The sequence below is a fragment of the Meiothermus ruber DSM 1279 genome (assembly GCF_000024425.1).
GTDB lineage: Bacteria > Deinococcota > Deinococci > Deinococcales > Thermaceae > Meiothermus > Meiothermus ruber.
The window spans coordinates 12,026-27,149 of record NC_013946.1 but is presented as its reverse complement, the minus strand read 5'-3'; the positions used below and the strand labels follow the sequence as shown (position 1 = coordinate 27,149).

Here is a 15,124-nt window from a genome sequence, read left to right as displayed (position 1 = left end):
GGCGCGCCTATTCCGTCCAGAGCCGGTACCCCACCCCCCGCACGGTCTCCAGAAGTCCCGCGCCCCCAGCGGCCTCGAGCTTCCTGCGCAGGTTCTTGAGGTGCACGTCCACCACCCGCTCCAGCGCGTCCGAGTCGGGCAGGGCGGCCTCCAGCAGCTCGGCCCGGCTGAAGGCCTTGCCGGGGGTGCGGGCCAGGGCTTCCAGCAGGCGAAACTCGGTGGGGGTGAGCTCGAGGCGCACCCCGCCCAGCCGGGCCACCACCTTCTCGCTATCAATCTCCAGCGGCCCCACCCGCAGAACCTCTTTAGGGGCCTCGGCCAGCACCACCCGCCGCAGCACCGCCTTGACCCGGGCCACCACCTCGCGCGGGCTGAAGGGCTTGGTCACGTAGTCGTCGGCCCCCAGCTCTAAGCCCAGCAGCTTGTCCAGATCCTCGGTGCGGGCCGTCACCAGGATCACCGGGGTGTGGCCGCTGCTGCGGATGCGGCGCAGCACCTCGAGGCCGTCCATCTCCGGCAGCATGATGTCCAGCAGCACCAGGTCGGGCCGGGCCGCTCGCACCAGGTTCAGGGCCTGCCGGCCATCGGAGGCCCGCTCGGTGCGGAACCCCTCCCGGCGCAGGTAACCTTCCAGAATCTCAGCGATCTCCGGCTCGTCTTCCACCACCAGTACCAGCGCCATCGAATCCAGTGTATCGGCTGTGGACGACATGGGTATAGCCTGGCAGAGCCCTGTGAAGGATTCGGGTGGCCTTTATGTAGATTTGAAAAAGACCCCCAAAACTGAGGGTCTTCGGTCTGAATAATACCGTTTCCGCTTGAATCCTTCAGCTTTGGACGCAGTCAGGGGTGAAGGGTTCAAGCCGACCGAAGGGAGTAGAAAAGCATTACGGTAGTATCGTTCACTTTGACAAGCCTAAACGATACTACCGAAAGGCGTATAAACCCGGTTATTCGCCTGAGTAGTCTGGGGTAACCGCCACCGAGAGTTGGGCCAGGGCTGTCCGCAGGCTGTCCTCAAACTGGGCTCCGGAGAAATAGACCAGCGCTTCCTTGTCCGAGTCGCTGAGGCTGGCGGTCTGAGCCGCGGCGCGCTCGAGGGCCTGCACCTCATCCTGGGGCAAAGCCTGGCGTATGGCCTGCACCACCTCCTGCGCCTGGGCCGGCGTAAAAGCATAGGACAGGCCGCTCAGGGCATCGTAGAGCAGCCGGGCCTGGCCCTGGCTCAAGGCGTCCAACTGCACCTCCTGGGGCAGCAAGCTGACCCATTGCACCAGAACCGCCGAGGGATCGCCCTGGTCAATGCGCACATCTTGTGCAGTAGCAAAGCTAAGGGCCAGAGCAGTGAGGCTAGCAATCAGGATGGACTTCTTCATACTGTTCTCCTTTCGATCTCGGAAGGGCCTGGGCCCGTTCCTGAAAGGAAGTATGCGCGAGGGGTGTGTAAGAACCGGGTGGCTCGTGTGTAGACAGCATTAAGTCGGCCATCAAAAAATTTGCCGTTCTGGAGCAATAAACCAACCCATGGCTTCACGCAAAATACATATCCAGACCATTCGGGCAGTTCTCACCCCCTTCTTCTGGCTACCCAGCCGAGCCCCTCCCCCGGGTTGGTGCGATAAGGACGCCCTTTGCAAAACTGACCCCCAGGTCAATAATGGACTCTCGTGACACCGCCCCCTGGTGAACCGCGTCGCTCGCAAATCCTAGCCATCTGGGAGGGCGTGCTCGCGATTCTATTCATCAACTGGAGCACCGGCATGGTCATGACCGGCTATGCGCTGTGGCTGGGGGCGCCCCCGGTGGCCCTGGCCATCCTGGGGGCGCTGCCCATGGTCGGACAGATGGCCGCGCCGCTGGCCCTGTTTTTTCGGGGCAGCCGGAAGGATCTGAGCGCCAACCTCTCGGTGTTCGGACGCGGGCTGTTCGTGCTGGCTCTGTTCGTGCCGTTGATGCCCGAAGCCTGGCGCATACCAGGCCTTTTGACCATTGCCGCCCTCTCACAGCTCATCCTGGCTCCAGTTAGCGTGCTGTGGACAAGCTGGATGGCCGACCTGGTGCCAGATCAACTACGGGGCCGCTACTTTGGGCTGCGCAACGGGCTGCTGGGCCTGGTGGGCACCCTGGGCAACCTGGCCGCTGGCGCCCTGATTGACGCCCTGGGCAAACCCTGGGGGTTCCTGCTGGTGCTGGGCCTGGCGGTGGGGGCCGGGGTGGGGGCCACCTTCATCCTGCGACGGCAGTTTGAACCGCCCATGACCAGCAGCCCGCCCCGCCTGGCCGAGTACATCCAGCCTCTCTCCGACCGGCGCTTCCGGGGCTTTTTGGGGTTTGTGGTGCTGTTTTTGGGCGCGGTGAGCGTGGGAGGGCCCTTCGTGTTTCCGCTCTTCCTCGAGTACGCCCGCATGAGCTTTACCCAGGTGGGCCTCTGGACGGTGATCGCCGCAAGCTGTGGGCTGGTGCTGAGCCCCTTGTGGGGTCGGCTGGCCGACCGGATTGGGCACTGGCAGGTGTTGTTGTTCAGCAGCAGCGTGGCCGCCCTGGTGCTGCCCCCTTTGTGGCTGGCCGGTGGGCCAGGCCGCCTCGAGACCATCTGGCTGGCTGCGGTCTTTGATGCGGTGGCCTGGGGTGGAATCGGCACCGCCCTGACCAACGTGGCCTTGCAAAGCGCGCCACCGCAAAAACGCAACCTCTACCTGGCCTGGTACTGGACGGCCTACGCGGTGGGGGGCATGCTGGGCTCTTTGCTGGGCGGGGCGCTGGGCAACCTGCACAAAAATCACCAGCTCTTTCCCAGTCCCTACCACCTGCCCATTCTGGCTTCCATGGGGCTGCGGATGGTGGCGGTGTACTACCTGGGGTGGCGCATCCGGCGCGATAAACGAAGGGCCCTGCTGGAGTCGACAGCAGAGCCCCCGTCGTCCGTCGAAAACAAGGCATCTGATGCTTGAAAAAAACCAGGGCCGGGGGTTGCCCCGGCCCGTCGAAGCAAAAGGATCTACTCGAGTCCCGCCAGCTTGCGGTTTTTGGCGATGTAGTCCTGCCACTGCTCGGGCACGTCTTCCTCGGGGTAGATGGCCGAGACCGGGCAGGCCGGCACACAGGCCCCGCAGTCAATGCACTCGTCGGGGTGGATGTAGAACTGGTCACCGCCGTCGTAGATGCACTCCACCGGGCAGACTTCGACACAGGACTTGTCCTTGGTGCCGATGCAGGGTTCAACAATCACGTGGGGCATGGCTTTTTCCTCCGTTGGTTGGGCTTGGGCAGATGGACAGAGCCGCCAAACTGGTCTTTATTCTAAGGAATTTTGCAAGAAGTCAAGAGGCCCCACGCCACCCACAGGTGCTATTCTAAAAGCGTTTGGCCTGCAAAAGGCCCGCAAGACCAGCGAAACTGTTATGAATACTGGCCTGAGCCTAGACCCCGTTGAGTTTTTGAAAGGCGCCCTGGAGATCCCCTCGGTCTCGGGGCAGGAGCGCGCGGTAGCCCAATACCTGGCCGAGGGCATGCGAAGGTTGGGCTTTACCAAAGCCTGGGTGGACGAAGCCGACAACGCCCGCGGTCAGATTGGCACGGGGCCGGTGCAGGTGGTGCTTCTGGGTCACATCGACACCGTGCCCGGCGAGGTACCGGTGCGCCTCGAGGGCCAGAAGCTGTTTGGCCGCGGCTCGGTGGACGCCAAGGGGCCCTTCGTAACCTTCATTCTGGCTGCCGCCAGCCTCCCGCCGGAGGTCTTGCAGAAGCTCACCATCCACCTGGTGGGCGCCACCGAGGAAGAGGTGCCCAGCTCCAAGGGCGCCCGCTACGTGGTGGACAAGCTCAAGCCCGATTACGTGGTGATTGGGGAACCCTCGAGCTGGCAGGGCATCACCCTGGGCTACAAGGGCCGCCTGCTGGTACGGGTGCGCCGCGAGAAGGATAACTTCCACTCGGCTCACCACGAGCCCAACGCTGCCGAGGAGCTCATCAGCTACTTCGTGAGCATCAAGGCCTGGGCCGAGGCCATGAACAGCGGCCAGGGGCCCTTCAACCAGGTGCAGTACAACCTGCGCGACTTCCGCATTGAGCACCCCGACACCCGCCAGCTCGCCGAGATGAAGTTCGACCTGCGCCTCCCGCCCCGCCTCTCGGTCGAGGAGGCCGTCCGGCATCTTTCGGCCTACGCCCCGCCGGTTCTGGATCTCGACTTCTCCGGGCGCGAGGTGCCCTATGTGGGCCCCAAGGACACCCCCCTCACCCGCGCCCTGCGCATCGGCATCCGCCAGGCCGGGGGCGAGCCGGTGTTCAAGTACAAAACCGGTACCTCGGACATGAACATTGTGGCCCCGCACTGGAAGGTGCCGATGGTGGCCTACGGGCCGGGGGACTCCACCCTCGACCACACCCCCAACGAACACCTGGAAATCCCCGAGTTCCTGAAAGCCATCGAGGCGCTGCGCTTCGCACTCACCCGGCTGGCTAAGTAGCGCCAAGGTTTCGGGCGGCCCGGAAGCCCCATCCTACCTGCCTCAGCGCCTCGTACAGCCCCACCCCCACCGCCACCGCCAGGTTAAGCGAGCGCCCGCCCCTGCCCGGCATAGGAATGGTCACACCGGGAAAGCGCTCTAATACCTCGCTGGGGAGCCCGCGGCTTTCCGGCCCAAACAAAAGGTAATCGCCGGGTTGGTAGCGCACCTCGGTGTACAGCCGTGACACCTTGCTGCTAAAGGCCCAGATCCGGCCATCCGGGGGCAGGGTTTCCAGGAAAGCCCTCCAGGAGTCGTGCAAAACGTAATCTACCTCGGGCCAGTAATCCAGCCCGGCCCGCCGCAGTTTGGCGCTGTTCCACTGGAAGCCCAGCGGGCGAATCAGGTGCAGCTCGGCCCCGGTGGCCGCGCAGGTACGGGCGATGTTGCCGGCGTTCTGGGGAATTTCGGGTTGGTAAAGCACCACCTTGAACATAGCCCGAATTTATCGGGTTGGGTTGGCCCGTGAACCCACGAGATTAAGAAAGCCCGCTTCAGTTAACGGGAAATTCGAACAAAATTAACGTAGTAATGTGCATTTTTCGGATACTTCCTTCCATGTCAATGCTACTTTCATGAAGGTGATGGGAGTACACCCCGAAGTCGGGCTCTTGTTGCTGGCTGTTGCCTCTGGTCTGGCGCTTTGTTGGCCGGCCCGGGCCGAGCCGGTCTGGCGCTGGGCCAGTCTGGGAACGCTGCTCTGGGGCGTGCAGGCTGCGGTCTGGCTCCTCGAGCGCCAGGGGGGCCTCGAGGCCCCGCTGACACCCTCTGGCGTCCTGCTGTTCGCCGCCGCGCTGACCTGGGCCGCCACCCTGCGCCAACTGCCCCTGTACGAACCCCCCCGCCTGACCCTGGCCCTGCTACCCTTTGCACTGGCCGCCCTGGTAACTGCCCTGTCTGTTCTTCCAAACCGCTCTTCTCAGATGGTGTGGCTAACCGACCTGCTACCGGTGCTGCTGGCCCTGCCCCTTCTAGAATCGGCTTTGCACGGACAGGCTGGTGAAAGCCGCCTGATCTGGGGCCTGGGGCTGATCTTCAAGGCCGGGGGTAGCTGGGCCCTGGCGCTGGGCTGGCCCCCCGGCGGGTTTGTGTATCCGGTCTGGGCCCTGGGCTTCGTGCTGATCGGCTGGGGAGGCTACCTCGAGGCCACCGAGGCCCGCCTGGGCAAAGGTTTGCTGGGGTTTGTGCTGGGTGGCTTGCTGGGCAGCCTGGTGCTGCTGGGATGGCCTTCCCAGGTTGCGCACCCGTTCCACAGCATGGTCTTGGTGGGATGGGGCTATGTGGTGCTGGTCACCCTGGGCGGCGTGGGCTGGGGGGTCTATCAGCGGATTATCAAAGCCGAGCGGCAGCTCGAGCTCTGGATCAACCTGCTCGAGAGCCTCTCCAGCAAAGCCCAGTCCACCCAAAACCTCACGCCCCAAGGGGTGCTGCACAGCGTGATGGAGGGGCTCCAACCTCTGTACGGCAACCTGGTGGGGATCGAGGTGCGCTCCGACGTAACCATTCGGGCAGGGCAGAACGGCCCTTACGTCTATACCTTCGAGCTGGCCCTGGACACCCCCACCGAGGGACGGCTTTACTTCTCCAGCGCACCCAAAGACACCCGCAGGCTGGAAGCCCTGGCCCCCCTGCTCACCGAGCGGCTGCGGCTCTCCCTGACCCTCAACGAATGGCGCAGCAAGGCCTACACCGACCCGCTCACCGGGGTTTTGAGCGCCAGATGCAGCGCCTGATTCGCCTGGCGAGCGAGCGCAGCAAACCCATCACCCTGGCCCTGCTGGATCTCGACCGCTTCAAACAGGTCAACGACACCTACGGCCACCCGGTCGGCGACAAGCTGCTTAAACAGTTGGCCGAGGTATTGCGCAAGGCCAGCCGGAGCGACGACCTGGCGGTGCGATTGGGGGGAGAGGAGTTTGCGCTGGTGCTGTTCGGGGCCGACCTCGAGGACGCCTACCGGGTGCTGGAGCGCATCCAGAGCGAGGTGCGGGCCCTGCAGATCAGCCCCATCGCCTGGCAGCTAAGCATCTCGGCCGGTCTGGCCGGCGGCGAAATCCCCCCCTCGATGGCCACCGTGCAGCGCTGGCTCGAGCAAGCCGACCAGGCCCTCTACAAAGCAAAACAAGCGGGCCGCGACCGAATTCACCCTGCCCTGATCTCCAGTCAGCTTGCAGAAGATTAGCCAGTTGGTGGTCTTATACGCATTTCGGTAGTATCGTTCACTTCGGCAAGCCTAAACGATACTACCGAAATGCTTTTCTACTCCCTTCGGTCGGCTTGAATACTTCACCTCTGACTGCGTTCAACAGTGAAGGATTCAAGCGGAAACGGTATTACTTCCGCAAAAGCCGCACCACCTCGATCACCTGGGCGGGTTGGGGCTGCCCTGGGCCAGCCTGGCAGCGGGCCAGGTAGGCCTCCAGGATCTCCTCCCCCACCGAGTCCAGTGCACGCTTAACCCCGCTCAGGAGGGTGAGGATTTCCCGGCATTCCCGGTCTTCCTCCACCATCTTTTGCAGACCGCGCACCTGACCTTCCAGGCGGCGCAGCCGGTGGATGATCCGGGTTTTATCCTGCACGTCAAAGCGAAGATTCGGGGGTGCTTCAGGGACGGTGGTCATGGCAAAAGCTCCTTTATCGGGTGGTGGGATACCCGCGGGCCATCCAGGCCTGAATGCCCCCGGTAACCAGGTTCAGATTCCGATACCCCCTGGAGAGCAGGTACTGCACGGCAACCCTGCTGCGGTTCTGGGTGTTACACTTGACGTAGACCACCCGATCCTTGGGGACTTTGCTCCACCATTGCTCGATCTGTTGCAGGGGCCAGTTAACCGCTCCGGGAACGTGCCCCCGGGCATACTCCTGCGGGGTGCGCACATCAATAACGAAGGTTTTGGGATCGGGCAGCGCGCGGTAGAGGTCGTCCACGGTTACGACCTTGAAGCCCTGGGCCAGCCCCGCGGAGGCCACCAGAAAAACCACCAGGCTGGCTATGGCCTTCATACCACCACCCCAGCGCTGGCCTTAATGGCCGCCTCCACGAAGACCCGGTCGGGCTGCCCACCCAGAATGCGCTGCTGGGTTGCGCCGCTGATGATGGTATCGGGCACCCCCGAGATGTTGTAGCGCCTCGAGAGCAGAGGGAACTCGCTGGCCTCTACCCCTTCGGCGATGATGTTGGGGTTGTGGTAGGCCAGCTTGTAGGTCGCCAGCACGGCCTGCGGGCAGTAGGGGCAGGTGGGGGTTACGAAGGCCTGCATGCGCACCGGCGAGGCAACTTTTTGCAGATCGGCCTGCGACTTTTCACCCAGCTTGCTCTCGCCGGTGCCCAGCATCAGCAAGGTTTCGATCAGGGTGCTGAACTCGTAGCCGGCCGGCAGCCCCAAAAAGCGGATGTTGTTGCGGTTCGAGCCTTTTTCCCGTAGCAGGATGGTGGGCGCATAGCGCAGGCCCAAGGCCTGGGCCTCGGGGTCGGAGTGGATGGAGCGCTGCTCCAGGCTCAGGTGGGGGTTCAGGGCCACCACTTCCTTGAGCAGGCCCAGGGTTTCGTCCTGCAGCCCCACTTCCTGGCCGGGCAGCTCGAGGCCCGCGGTGGTAAAGACCACCACCTCCACAGGGGTTTGGATGGGGGCCAGCATCTCGCGCACCTGGGCTTGAATTTTCTCGTCTAAAAACATGGTTTCTCCTTTGGCGAGGGGCCACATATACCCCCACCGGTATGTTCAGTATACCCCCAGGGGATATATTTCGCAAGGGTGGTTGACCTCTAGACTGAAAAGTATGTGGGGTTGGTTCAAAAATCTGCTGGGGCTGGGGCCAAGGGTGCCCCGGATTAGTGCGCTGGAAGCCCAGGAAAAGCTCAGGGCCGGGGCACTCCTGATTGACGTGCGCACCCCCCTCGAGCGCAAACTAAGCAAAATACCGGGCTCCCAGGGCCTGCCGCTGGCCGAGCTGGCCAGGCGCTGGGAAAGCCTGCCCAAAGACCGGCCCATCATCTGCTTTTGCGAGAGCGGCAGCCGCAGCCAGCAGGCCGCCGAGTTTCTGGCCGAGAAGGGCCTCGAGGTCTACAACCTGGCCGGGGGAATTTCGGCCTGGCAGGCCGCGGGGTTGCCGGTGAAGAAGGGGGATTTGCAGCGCTAGTTTGCAGCGCTCAGACCCCCAGCTTTTCGGCCAGGGCGCGCACCGCCAGGGCAGTGGTGGGCGGCCCGTGCCCCACGTAGATCTTCTGGGCCTCGAGGCGGGCGATCTTCCCCACCGTGCGCCGGGCCTGTTGGGTGTCGTGGTTGACCATGGCCGGGGGAACCCAGGGGCCTTTCACACCCACCCGCAGCGCGTCGGCAGCCAGCAAAACCCCTTCACGCAGCAGGCCAATCTGACCGGGGGTATGGCCGGGCAGGTGCACCACCTGCCAGCCCATCACTTCCGCGCCTTCTTCAACGGGCCTCAGGGCCTCTTTGGGTACCGGCCGGGGGCTGTTGGCAATCCAGTCACCCAGCCCGGGAATGGGCGGAAAAGGTGGGCGGCGCGCTTCCCCGCTTATGAAGGGGATATCCAGCGGATGGGCATAGATGGGCAGCCCGTAGCGCTCCCAGAGCATCTGGGCCCCGCCCACGTGGTCGAGGTGGTGGTGGGTGAGCAGCAGGGCAGCAGGCTTCACACTACCCAGATAGCGCTCGAGCCTGCGCCGCTGGCCCGGCAGCCCCGAGTCCACCAGCAGCGGGCCTTGCGGTGTGTCCAGCAGGTAGGTGTTGGCCGCCAGCGCAAAGACTTTCATCCAGCCCAGCCTACCACCCGGTGCATAAAGCCATGGGCTAGTCCAGCCAGTCCAATAGCTTCTTGCGCCAGCTCTTTTTCCTCTTGTACTTGTAGGGCTTGAAAAACCCGCCCCGGTAGTGGGGGTCGTAATGGGCCGGGTAGTAGGGCCGGCCATAACCAAAGCGCCTGGCTAACAGTCTCCCAACCAGCAGAGCCAGCAGTTTGAAAAAGATTTTTTTCATCGCGTCTTGTCTGCTCCTTTCACCATGCAAAAACCACCACGGGTTTTTGCCGTGGTGGTCTCGCTGAAGTTTTTCGACTTGTCTTGACCGAGGGTTTTAGCCCTGTACTGACGGCCCCGACACCCGCGTTTGCGGTCAGCTACTCCCCAACCAAGTTCAGGATAGCAAAGCCAGGGCAAGCCTGGATGAGGGGGTTCACACCCGGCGGGTGGCCGTCTTGACCTCGAGGCCCATCCCGGCCAGGGCTGCCCGGATGGCCGCAGCGTCAATGCCGGCCTCGCGGTGCATGCGGGGAATGGAGCCATGGTCAAAGAAGACATCCGGCAGGCCCAGCACGCGGATATCGGGTTTCAGGCCCAGTTCATTAAGGGCTTCCAGCACCGCGCTGCCAAACCCCCCCATCTTCTGGTGGTCTTCGGTGGTCACCAGCTTGTAGCCCTCCAGGGCCAGCGCTTCCAGCATCCCCTTGTCCAGCGGCTTGAGGAAGCGGGCGTTGATGACGCCAATCTCGGGGTGATCCTGGGCGGCCTCGAGGGCATACTTTAGGGTCTTGCCAAAGGCCAGGATATAAGCCTTGGAGCCCTCCTTCAGCACCTCCCAGCGGCCCCACTCGATCTCGGGCCAGACCCCCTCGGGGGCTTTTTCCACGTTGTCGCGGGCGTAGCGGATGGCGATGGGCCCGCCCAGCTCCAGGGCCTTCTTGAGCATGGCCCGAAGCTCCAGAGCATCCTTGGGGGCGGCAATCTGCACGTTGGGCACGGTGCGCAGGTAGGCGATGTCGAAAACGCCGTTGTGGGTAGCCCCGTCGCCCCCCACAATCCCGGCTCGATCCACCGCAAACACCACCGACAGGTTCTCGATGGCGATGTCGTGGATGATCTGGTCGTAGGCCCGCTGCATGAAGGTCGAGTAAATAGCCAGCACCGGCTTGAGGCCCCGCAGGGCCATGCCCGCCGCCACCGTGGCCGCCACATCCTCGCAGATGCCGGTGTCCAGGTAGCGCTCGGGGTGGGTCTGGGAGTACTTCACCAGCCCCGAACCCTCGCGCATGGCCGGGGTGATGACGAAAAGCCGGGGCTCCTTATGGGCCAGCTCGGTCACCGCGTCGCCAAAGGCCGCCGACCAGGAGTAACCCTTGCTCACCTTCTCGGGTTTTTGGGGGTTGAAGCCGGGCGGCCCGTGCCAGTAGATGGGGTCTTCCTCGGCCACCCCGTAGCCCTTGCCTTTCTGGGTCACGATGTGCAGCAGGGTGGGGCCGTCGAGTTCTTTGATCTGCTCGAGGATGTGAATCAGGCCCGGCAGGTCGTGCCCGTCCACCGGCCCCACATAGCGGATGCCCCAGGCGTAAAAGGGGTTCTCCTGGTGCAGCATCAGCTTGGCGGCCTCCTTGGCCCGGTCTACCAGGCTAAAGAGCCGGGGTGAGATGCCCTCCAAGACCTGCTTACCCCACTTCTGGGTGTCCTGTACCCATTTCTTGGTCTGATACTCCTTGAAGTAGCGGTTCAGGGCCCCCACGTTCTCGGAGATGGACATCTCGTTGTCGTTCAGAATCATCAGCAGCCTGGGCTTGCGCTCGCCAATCACGTTGAGCGCGGCCAGGGCCATCCCGCCGGTCAGGGCCCCGTCGCCGATGATGCCCACCACATGGTAGTTTTCGCCCAGGGTATCGCGGGCAATAGCCATGCCCAGGGCGTTGGCCAGCGAGGTGGAGGCGTGGCCCACCGTAATGGCGTCGTGCTCGCTCTCCGAGACCTTGGTAAAGCCCGAGATGCCCCCTTCCTGGCGGATGGTGTGGAAGACCTCCTTGCGCCCGGTCAGGATTTTGTGGGCATAAGCCTGGTGACCCACATCGAACAACAGGCGATCCCTGGGCGAGTCAAACACCCGGTGCAGGGCCACAATCAGCTCCACCGCCCCCAGCGAGGAAGCCAGGTGGCCGCCGTTCTGGGCGCACACCCGGATAATCTCACTGCGCAGTTCCTGGGCCAGTTGCAGCAGCTCTTCTTGCGTGAGGGTTTTGAGGTCTTGCGGCTGGTTGACCTTTTGCAATATCACAGGCGCCTCCCAAAACGACCCGGCGATGACCCGACCGCCGCGCGCATTGTTCTAAACTTTAGGGGTTCGTGGGTCGGTTGCAGTACCCCAGGGAACAAAGGGGCCTATTTGAAGTTGCGGTCAATCAGCGAGAGCCCGCCCTGTTCGCCAAAGTTCACCGAGCTGTAGATCTCGCCCACCCCAGGGTAAAACCAGATCTCGAAGCCCTCGCGCAGGTTGGGGTTCCGGGGATCGCGCACCTCCCAGGCGATGCGGAACACCTCGAAGCTGCCCGCCGGTACGGTCACGTTGGACTTACCCAGCACCGTGTAGGTGTAGTCCAGCACCCGGTCGCTCACCCGGGTGACGTTGTTACCCGCGCGCAGCTCGATAACCTCGCGGGTCTGACCGCCCCAGCGGGCCCCCACCACCAGGCTGGCCTGGGGGGGGTATTCCTGGATGGGGGGGGTGTAGCGGGTCACCTGCAGCCGGTCGAAGTCTTCCATGCCCAAAAGCCGCACCCCGGCGGCATCCACCTGGCGGTAGTAGGAGCGCTCGAGGCCCCGTCCGCTCAGGCGGTAGCGGATGGCTGGCTGGCCCTCAAAGGTGGTGGGGCCCAGCACCGATAAACGCACCGGCGGGTCGCCCAGGGAAGCCCGAGGCGGGAGATAGACCCAGTCCAGCCCCGGCTGGGAGGGGTAGAAGCCCACCGGGCCCTGAATGAGGGCGGTATTGCTCTGGGGTTCGGTGGCGCGGGGCGCGCAGGCCCCCAGCAGCAGCAGTAGCAGCAGCGCGATTCGTCGCATCGCCCCAATTTACCCTCGGGTGGGGCTTAGTGGATGTAAAATCTCGCGCAATTCGATTAAGAGCTGCGGCAGCTCGGCCAGGGCCGGGGGCTCTTCGGAACCCGAGATCAGCAACAGCTCGGCCCCCAGGCGCTCGAGGTACTCCACACCCCGCTCAAAGCCCTGCAAAAGCTCGTGGTGGCGCACCAGCAGGCGGTCGCGGGTGGGGCCTTCGGTGCTGGGCTTGGCTAAAAAGCGCTCGAGCTCGGCCAGTTGCGGCAGCAGCTTACGCAGGTCTCGCCCGTACTGCTGGGCCGGCTTGAGCGCATCGTGCAGATGGGGCAGCCGCCCCCCTAGCCGTCCAATCTCGGCCAGGGCCGCCTCCAGCCGGTGGGCCTGCTCTTCCTGCGCGGGCGGCAGGTTCCGGCTGGCCCCAAACACCCAGAGCAAAAGCCCCACCGCCAGCAACAAGAGCATCAGCTCCAACAGGGCAATACCGGCCATGGTGCCTTAAGGATACGCTATAGGTATGCCCTGGCAGTACGTACCCCTGCTGCACCACCTGGAGGAGCTCTATCGGAAGCCTCGAGACCTCACGCGCTTCCGGGCCTATCTCGCCAAGGTACTGAACGCCCAGGGCGACGATGTGGAGCTGGTGCCCCTGATTGCCGCCAACCCCATGGCCAAAGAACACGCGCTGGCCTATGTGCAGGAACTGCTGGCCTTGCAGGCCGAGGCCCTGGCCCAGGCTGCAATGGAGGAAGCCGCCCAGCAGCTACCCCCAGTTCAGGCCCAGCTCAAGGTTTCGCTCACGGTGCTGGACGATGCCAGGGGCGGCTGGACCCACCGCTACACCACCCAAAAAGGGTTATGGGGGCTGAGCGAGCGGGAGCTGGCCCTCGCCCACCGCTACGGCTGGGTCTCAATTCCTTGCTGGACTTCCGAGAAGCCCTCCCCCGAGTACATCCGCCAGCAGACCCGGCTGCACCTCTATCAAGCAGCTTGGTCGTACCACCAGGCGATACCGAAAACGCTACGAGAAATCCTGGTCTACGAGGGCCAGGCCCTGCGGTTTGCTGGTGCGGTGCAGTGGCTCGACGACGAGGAGCTGGCCTACACGCGGGCGGTGCTCGAGCCCCACCTGGACAGCACCCACTACCCCACCCTGCTGGTAGCCCTCGAGGGCGACCCTGCCGCGCAGGCCCTGGGCTACCCGCCGCTGGGACTCTCACCTAAAGCCGGTTTGGCTTTAGCTTTAGCCGAAGCCACCACCCACAACTCTAGCTAGTCCAAAAGCAATAACCCCCGATTTGCTCGGGGGTTCTGCCTGCTTTCAACTATCCGCAATCGGTGAATGTAAAGCGCCCTACGCCATCCCCAGCTCGCGCTTGAGGCGGGCCAGGTCGTCTTCGACAGCCTTGTTGCTGCCCAGGCTTTCCAGCTCCTTCTCCACGTCGCTTTTATCCAGCTCCGAAAGGGCCGCGTGCTTGTCCTCCATGGCCTCGATGCGGCGTTCCATGTCCTCGAAGGCCTCCACCGCGCTGTGGGCGTCTACCTTGGACTCGAACCTGCGCACCGTCTCGGCGGCCTCCACGCCTTTCTTGCGGGCTATGAGCAGGGCTTTCTTGGCCTCGGACTCCTGAATTTTGCCCTCCAGGGCCTTGAGCTGGGTGGTGAGCTGGTTGACCAGGGTCTGTTGCTGGGCCACCTGCTGGGCAAAGCCATCGGCCAGGGCCTGGGCCTGCTGTTTGCGCTTGAGGGCCTCACGGGCCAGGTCTTCACGCCCGCCCTTGAGGGCCTCGGCGGCTTTTTGCTCCCAGGCCCGCGCCTGCTCGGCGTAGCTTTGCTGCTCGCGCTCGAGCTTCCTCAGCTCGGCCATGGCCTCGGCCACCTCCATCCGGGCCTCGCGCAGCGCAGAGCGCATATCCTCCAGGGCCTGTTCGACAATTTTTTCCGGGTCTTCAGCCCGCTTTATCAAATCGTTGATATTGGCCCGAATCAGGCGGGAAAGGCGGTCGAGAATGCCCATGTTGGTTCCTCCTGTAACCCAGTGTAGCGCACCCCCACCCCCCTCACAACCTCCACCGCGCACAAAGCCGGGTTTTGCCGGACAAACGCCCCAAACGGCACTTCACCACTCGGGGTCGTCCTTTTTTGTTGGCCGTATTTCAAACTCGCCCTCGAGCGGGTTGTACACCGGCTCTCAGTCCCGCTTGCCGGGAGAAAAGGTCTCCTGGTGCGGGTTGTATTTCGGCGGCGCAGGAATGGCCGAAAACTCGCCGTTGGTTGGCAGATACGAGAACCTGTTGTCCGCTGGGGCAAACTCGTGGCGGTTTTGGAAAGGGTTGTACCGCAAAACCCAGTCTTCTGGAACCATCTCGAATTTATTTGTGTAGGGGTTGTATTTCCGAACCAATTTTGCCATTTTTAAAACTTACTCCATTTTTAGAAGCTTTGTTGGTAATAAAGCCAAATCCCCAAACAGCAGCCGAGCTCACCAAGGCAGCCATTTGGGAGTGACTCTAATCCCCTTACGGGGCTTTTTGTTTGCAACCTGGCAGCAGCAAGCGGCGAGCAGGCGGGCTGGCGTTTCAATCCCCTTACGGGGCTTTTTGTTTGCAACAGGAGGAAGGAGATATGAAGAGCAAACTGCGTTATCTGTTTCAATCCCCTTACGGGGCTTTTTGTTTGCAACGGAACCAAGGGCACGTGCAAACGCGTTCACGCCACGTTTCAATCCCCTTACGGGGCTTTTTGTTTGCAACTCGTGCCATAGTGTAATATTCGCCTGGCGCTGCTA

At 63.2% G+C, this 15,124-nt stretch carries 20 protein-coding genes and 1 CRISPR repeat array (1 of these 21 only partly in view); of the genes, 6 read left to right on the top strand and 14 right to left on the bottom strand.

Going from position 1 to position 15,124, the window contains the following annotated elements:
* Positions 1-7 precede the first annotated feature (7 nt).
* On the bottom strand, positions 8-682 hold the full coding sequence (locus tag MRUB_RS00155) for a response regulator transcription factor (protein ID WP_015586593.1): 675 nt from the start codon (positions 680-682) through the stop codon (positions 8-10).
* Positions 683-950: 268 nt separating this feature from the next.
* Positions 951-1,376 carry a hypothetical protein gene (locus tag MRUB_RS00150; RefSeq protein ID WP_013012330.1) on the bottom strand — a complete coding sequence of 142 codons (426 nt, stop codon included), beginning with the start codon at positions 1,374-1,376 and terminating at the stop codon, positions 951-953.
* Positions 1,377-1,667: 291 nt separating this feature from the next.
* On the opposite strand from MRUB_RS00150, the gene MRUB_RS00145 reads away from it, so the two are divergent.
* On the top strand, positions 1,668-2,951 hold the full coding sequence (locus tag MRUB_RS00145; protein ID WP_013012329.1) for an MFS transporter: 1,284 nt from the start codon (positions 1,668-1,670) through the stop codon (positions 2,949-2,951).
* A gap of 47 nt (positions 2,952-2,998) precedes the next feature.
* Here MRUB_RS00145 and MRUB_RS00140 read toward each other — a convergent pair whose 3' ends face one another.
* The gene (locus MRUB_RS00140) at positions 2,999-3,238 is read right to left on the bottom strand and encodes a ferredoxin (RefSeq protein ID WP_013012328.1); all 240 of its coding nucleotides are present in this window, start codon (positions 3,236-3,238) and stop codon (positions 2,999-3,001) included.
* 163 nt (positions 3,239-3,401) lie between these two features.
* On the opposite strand from MRUB_RS00140, the gene MRUB_RS00135 reads away from it, so the two are divergent.
* Positions 3,402-4,469 carry a [LysW]-lysine hydrolase gene (locus MRUB_RS00135; protein WP_013012327.1) on the top strand — a complete coding sequence of 356 codons (1,068 nt, stop codon included), beginning with the start codon at positions 3,402-3,404 and terminating at the stop codon, positions 4,467-4,469.
* Here the strand turns inward: MRUB_RS00135 and MRUB_RS00130 are convergent.
* On the bottom strand, positions 4,462-4,944 hold the full coding sequence (locus MRUB_RS00130; protein WP_013012326.1) for a tRNA (cytidine(34)-2'-O)-methyltransferase: 483 nt from the start codon (positions 4,942-4,944) through the stop codon (positions 4,462-4,464). The genes MRUB_RS00135 and MRUB_RS00130 overlap by 8 nt on opposite strands.
* 139 nt (positions 4,945-5,083) lie before the next feature.
* Between MRUB_RS00130 and MRUB_RS15685 the strand changes: the two genes are divergently transcribed.
* Entirely contained in the window at positions 5,084-6,241 is a 1,158-nt protein-coding gene (locus tag MRUB_RS15685) for a hypothetical protein (protein ID WP_013012325.1), read from the top strand.
* On the top strand, positions 6,229-6,690 hold the full coding sequence (locus MRUB_RS15680; protein ID WP_041654022.1) for a GGDEF domain-containing protein: 462 nt from the start codon (positions 6,229-6,231) through the stop codon (positions 6,688-6,690). Before MRUB_RS15685 ends, MRUB_RS15680 begins: the two co-directional genes overlap by 13 nt.
* 151 nt (positions 6,691-6,841) lie before the next feature.
* Here MRUB_RS15680 and MRUB_RS00115 read toward each other — a convergent pair whose 3' ends face one another.
* Genes MRUB_RS00115 through pdo form a run of 3 tightly spaced genes read right to left on the bottom strand, consistent with a single transcriptional unit; the run spans position 6,842 to position 8,185 of the window.
* The gene (locus MRUB_RS00115; RefSeq protein ID WP_013012324.1) at positions 6,842-7,129 is read right to left on the bottom strand and encodes a metal-sensitive transcriptional regulator; all 288 of its coding nucleotides are present in this window, start codon (positions 7,127-7,129) and stop codon (positions 6,842-6,844) included.
* A 13-nt stretch (positions 7,130-7,142) separates the two neighbouring features.
* Complete coding sequence (locus MRUB_RS00110) at positions 7,143-7,511, bottom strand: rhodanese-like domain-containing protein (protein ID WP_013012323.1); 369 nt, start codon at positions 7,509-7,511, stop codon at positions 7,143-7,145.
* Positions 7,508-8,185: a protein disulfide oxidoreductase gene (gene pdo, locus MRUB_RS00105; RefSeq protein WP_013012322.1), complete on the bottom strand. Its 678-nt coding sequence runs from the start codon at positions 8,183-8,185 to the stop codon at positions 7,508-7,510. Before pdo ends, MRUB_RS00110 begins: the two co-directional genes overlap by 4 nt.
* 103 nt (positions 8,186-8,288) lie before the next feature.
* On the opposite strand from pdo, the gene MRUB_RS00100 reads away from it, so the two are divergent.
* The gene (locus tag MRUB_RS00100) at positions 8,289-8,648 is read left to right on the top strand and encodes a rhodanese-like domain-containing protein (RefSeq protein ID WP_013012321.1); all 360 of its coding nucleotides are present in this window, start codon (positions 8,289-8,291) and stop codon (positions 8,646-8,648) included.
* A 10-nt stretch (positions 8,649-8,658) separates the two neighbouring features.
* On the opposite strand, the gene MRUB_RS00095 is transcribed toward MRUB_RS00100, so the two are convergent.
* The 5 genes from MRUB_RS00095 to MRUB_RS00075 all read right to left on the bottom strand — a co-directional run bounded on the left by MRUB_RS00095 (position 8,659) and on the right by MRUB_RS00075 (position 12,828).
* Complete coding sequence (locus tag MRUB_RS00095; protein ID WP_013012320.1) at positions 8,659-9,282, bottom strand: MBL fold metallo-hydrolase; 624 nt, start codon at positions 9,280-9,282, stop codon at positions 8,659-8,661.
* A gap of 37 nt (positions 9,283-9,319) precedes the next feature.
* Positions 9,320-9,505, bottom strand: a complete 186-nt coding sequence (locus MRUB_RS00090; RefSeq protein WP_013012319.1) for a hypothetical protein — start codon at positions 9,503-9,505, stop codon at positions 9,320-9,322.
* A gap of 195 nt (positions 9,506-9,700) precedes the next feature.
* A complete protein-coding gene (dxs, locus tag MRUB_RS00085) occupies positions 9,701-11,560 on the bottom strand; it encodes a 1-deoxy-D-xylulose-5-phosphate synthase (RefSeq protein ID WP_013012318.1) in 1,860 nt (619 codons plus the stop codon).
* Positions 11,561-11,664: 104 nt separating this feature from the next.
* Positions 11,665-12,345, bottom strand: a complete 681-nt coding sequence (locus MRUB_RS00080; RefSeq protein WP_013012317.1) for a hypothetical protein — start codon at positions 12,343-12,345, stop codon at positions 11,665-11,667.
* Positions 12,346-12,354: 9 nt separating this feature from the next.
* Complete coding sequence (locus tag MRUB_RS00075; RefSeq protein WP_013012316.1) at positions 12,355-12,828, bottom strand: hypothetical protein; 474 nt, start codon at positions 12,826-12,828, stop codon at positions 12,355-12,357.
* 25 nt (positions 12,829-12,853) lie between these two features.
* On the opposite strand from MRUB_RS00075, the gene MRUB_RS00070 reads away from it, so the two are divergent.
* Positions 12,854-13,612 (top strand): hypothetical protein, encoded by a 759-nt coding sequence (locus tag MRUB_RS00070; protein ID WP_013012315.1) that lies wholly within the window; start codon positions 12,854-12,856, stop codon positions 13,610-13,612.
* Between the two features lie 78 nt (positions 13,613-13,690).
* Here MRUB_RS00070 and MRUB_RS00065 read toward each other — a convergent pair whose 3' ends face one another.
* Both MRUB_RS00065 and MRUB_RS00060 read right to left on the bottom strand, forming a co-directional pair.
* The gene (locus tag MRUB_RS00065; RefSeq protein WP_013012314.1) at positions 13,691-14,353 is read right to left on the bottom strand and encodes a PspA/IM30 family protein; all 663 of its coding nucleotides are present in this window, start codon (positions 14,351-14,353) and stop codon (positions 13,691-13,693) included.
* A 174-nt stretch (positions 14,354-14,527) separates the two neighbouring features.
* Entirely contained in the window at positions 14,528-14,749 is a 222-nt protein-coding gene (locus tag MRUB_RS00060; RefSeq protein ID WP_013012313.1) for a hypothetical protein, read from the bottom strand.
* A gap of 94 nt (positions 14,750-14,843) precedes the next feature.
* Positions 14,844-15,124: direct repeats of the CRISPR family, unit length 35 nt; unit sequence GTTTCAATCCCCTTACGGGGCTTTTTGTTTGCAAC; it runs 192 nt beyond the window's last position.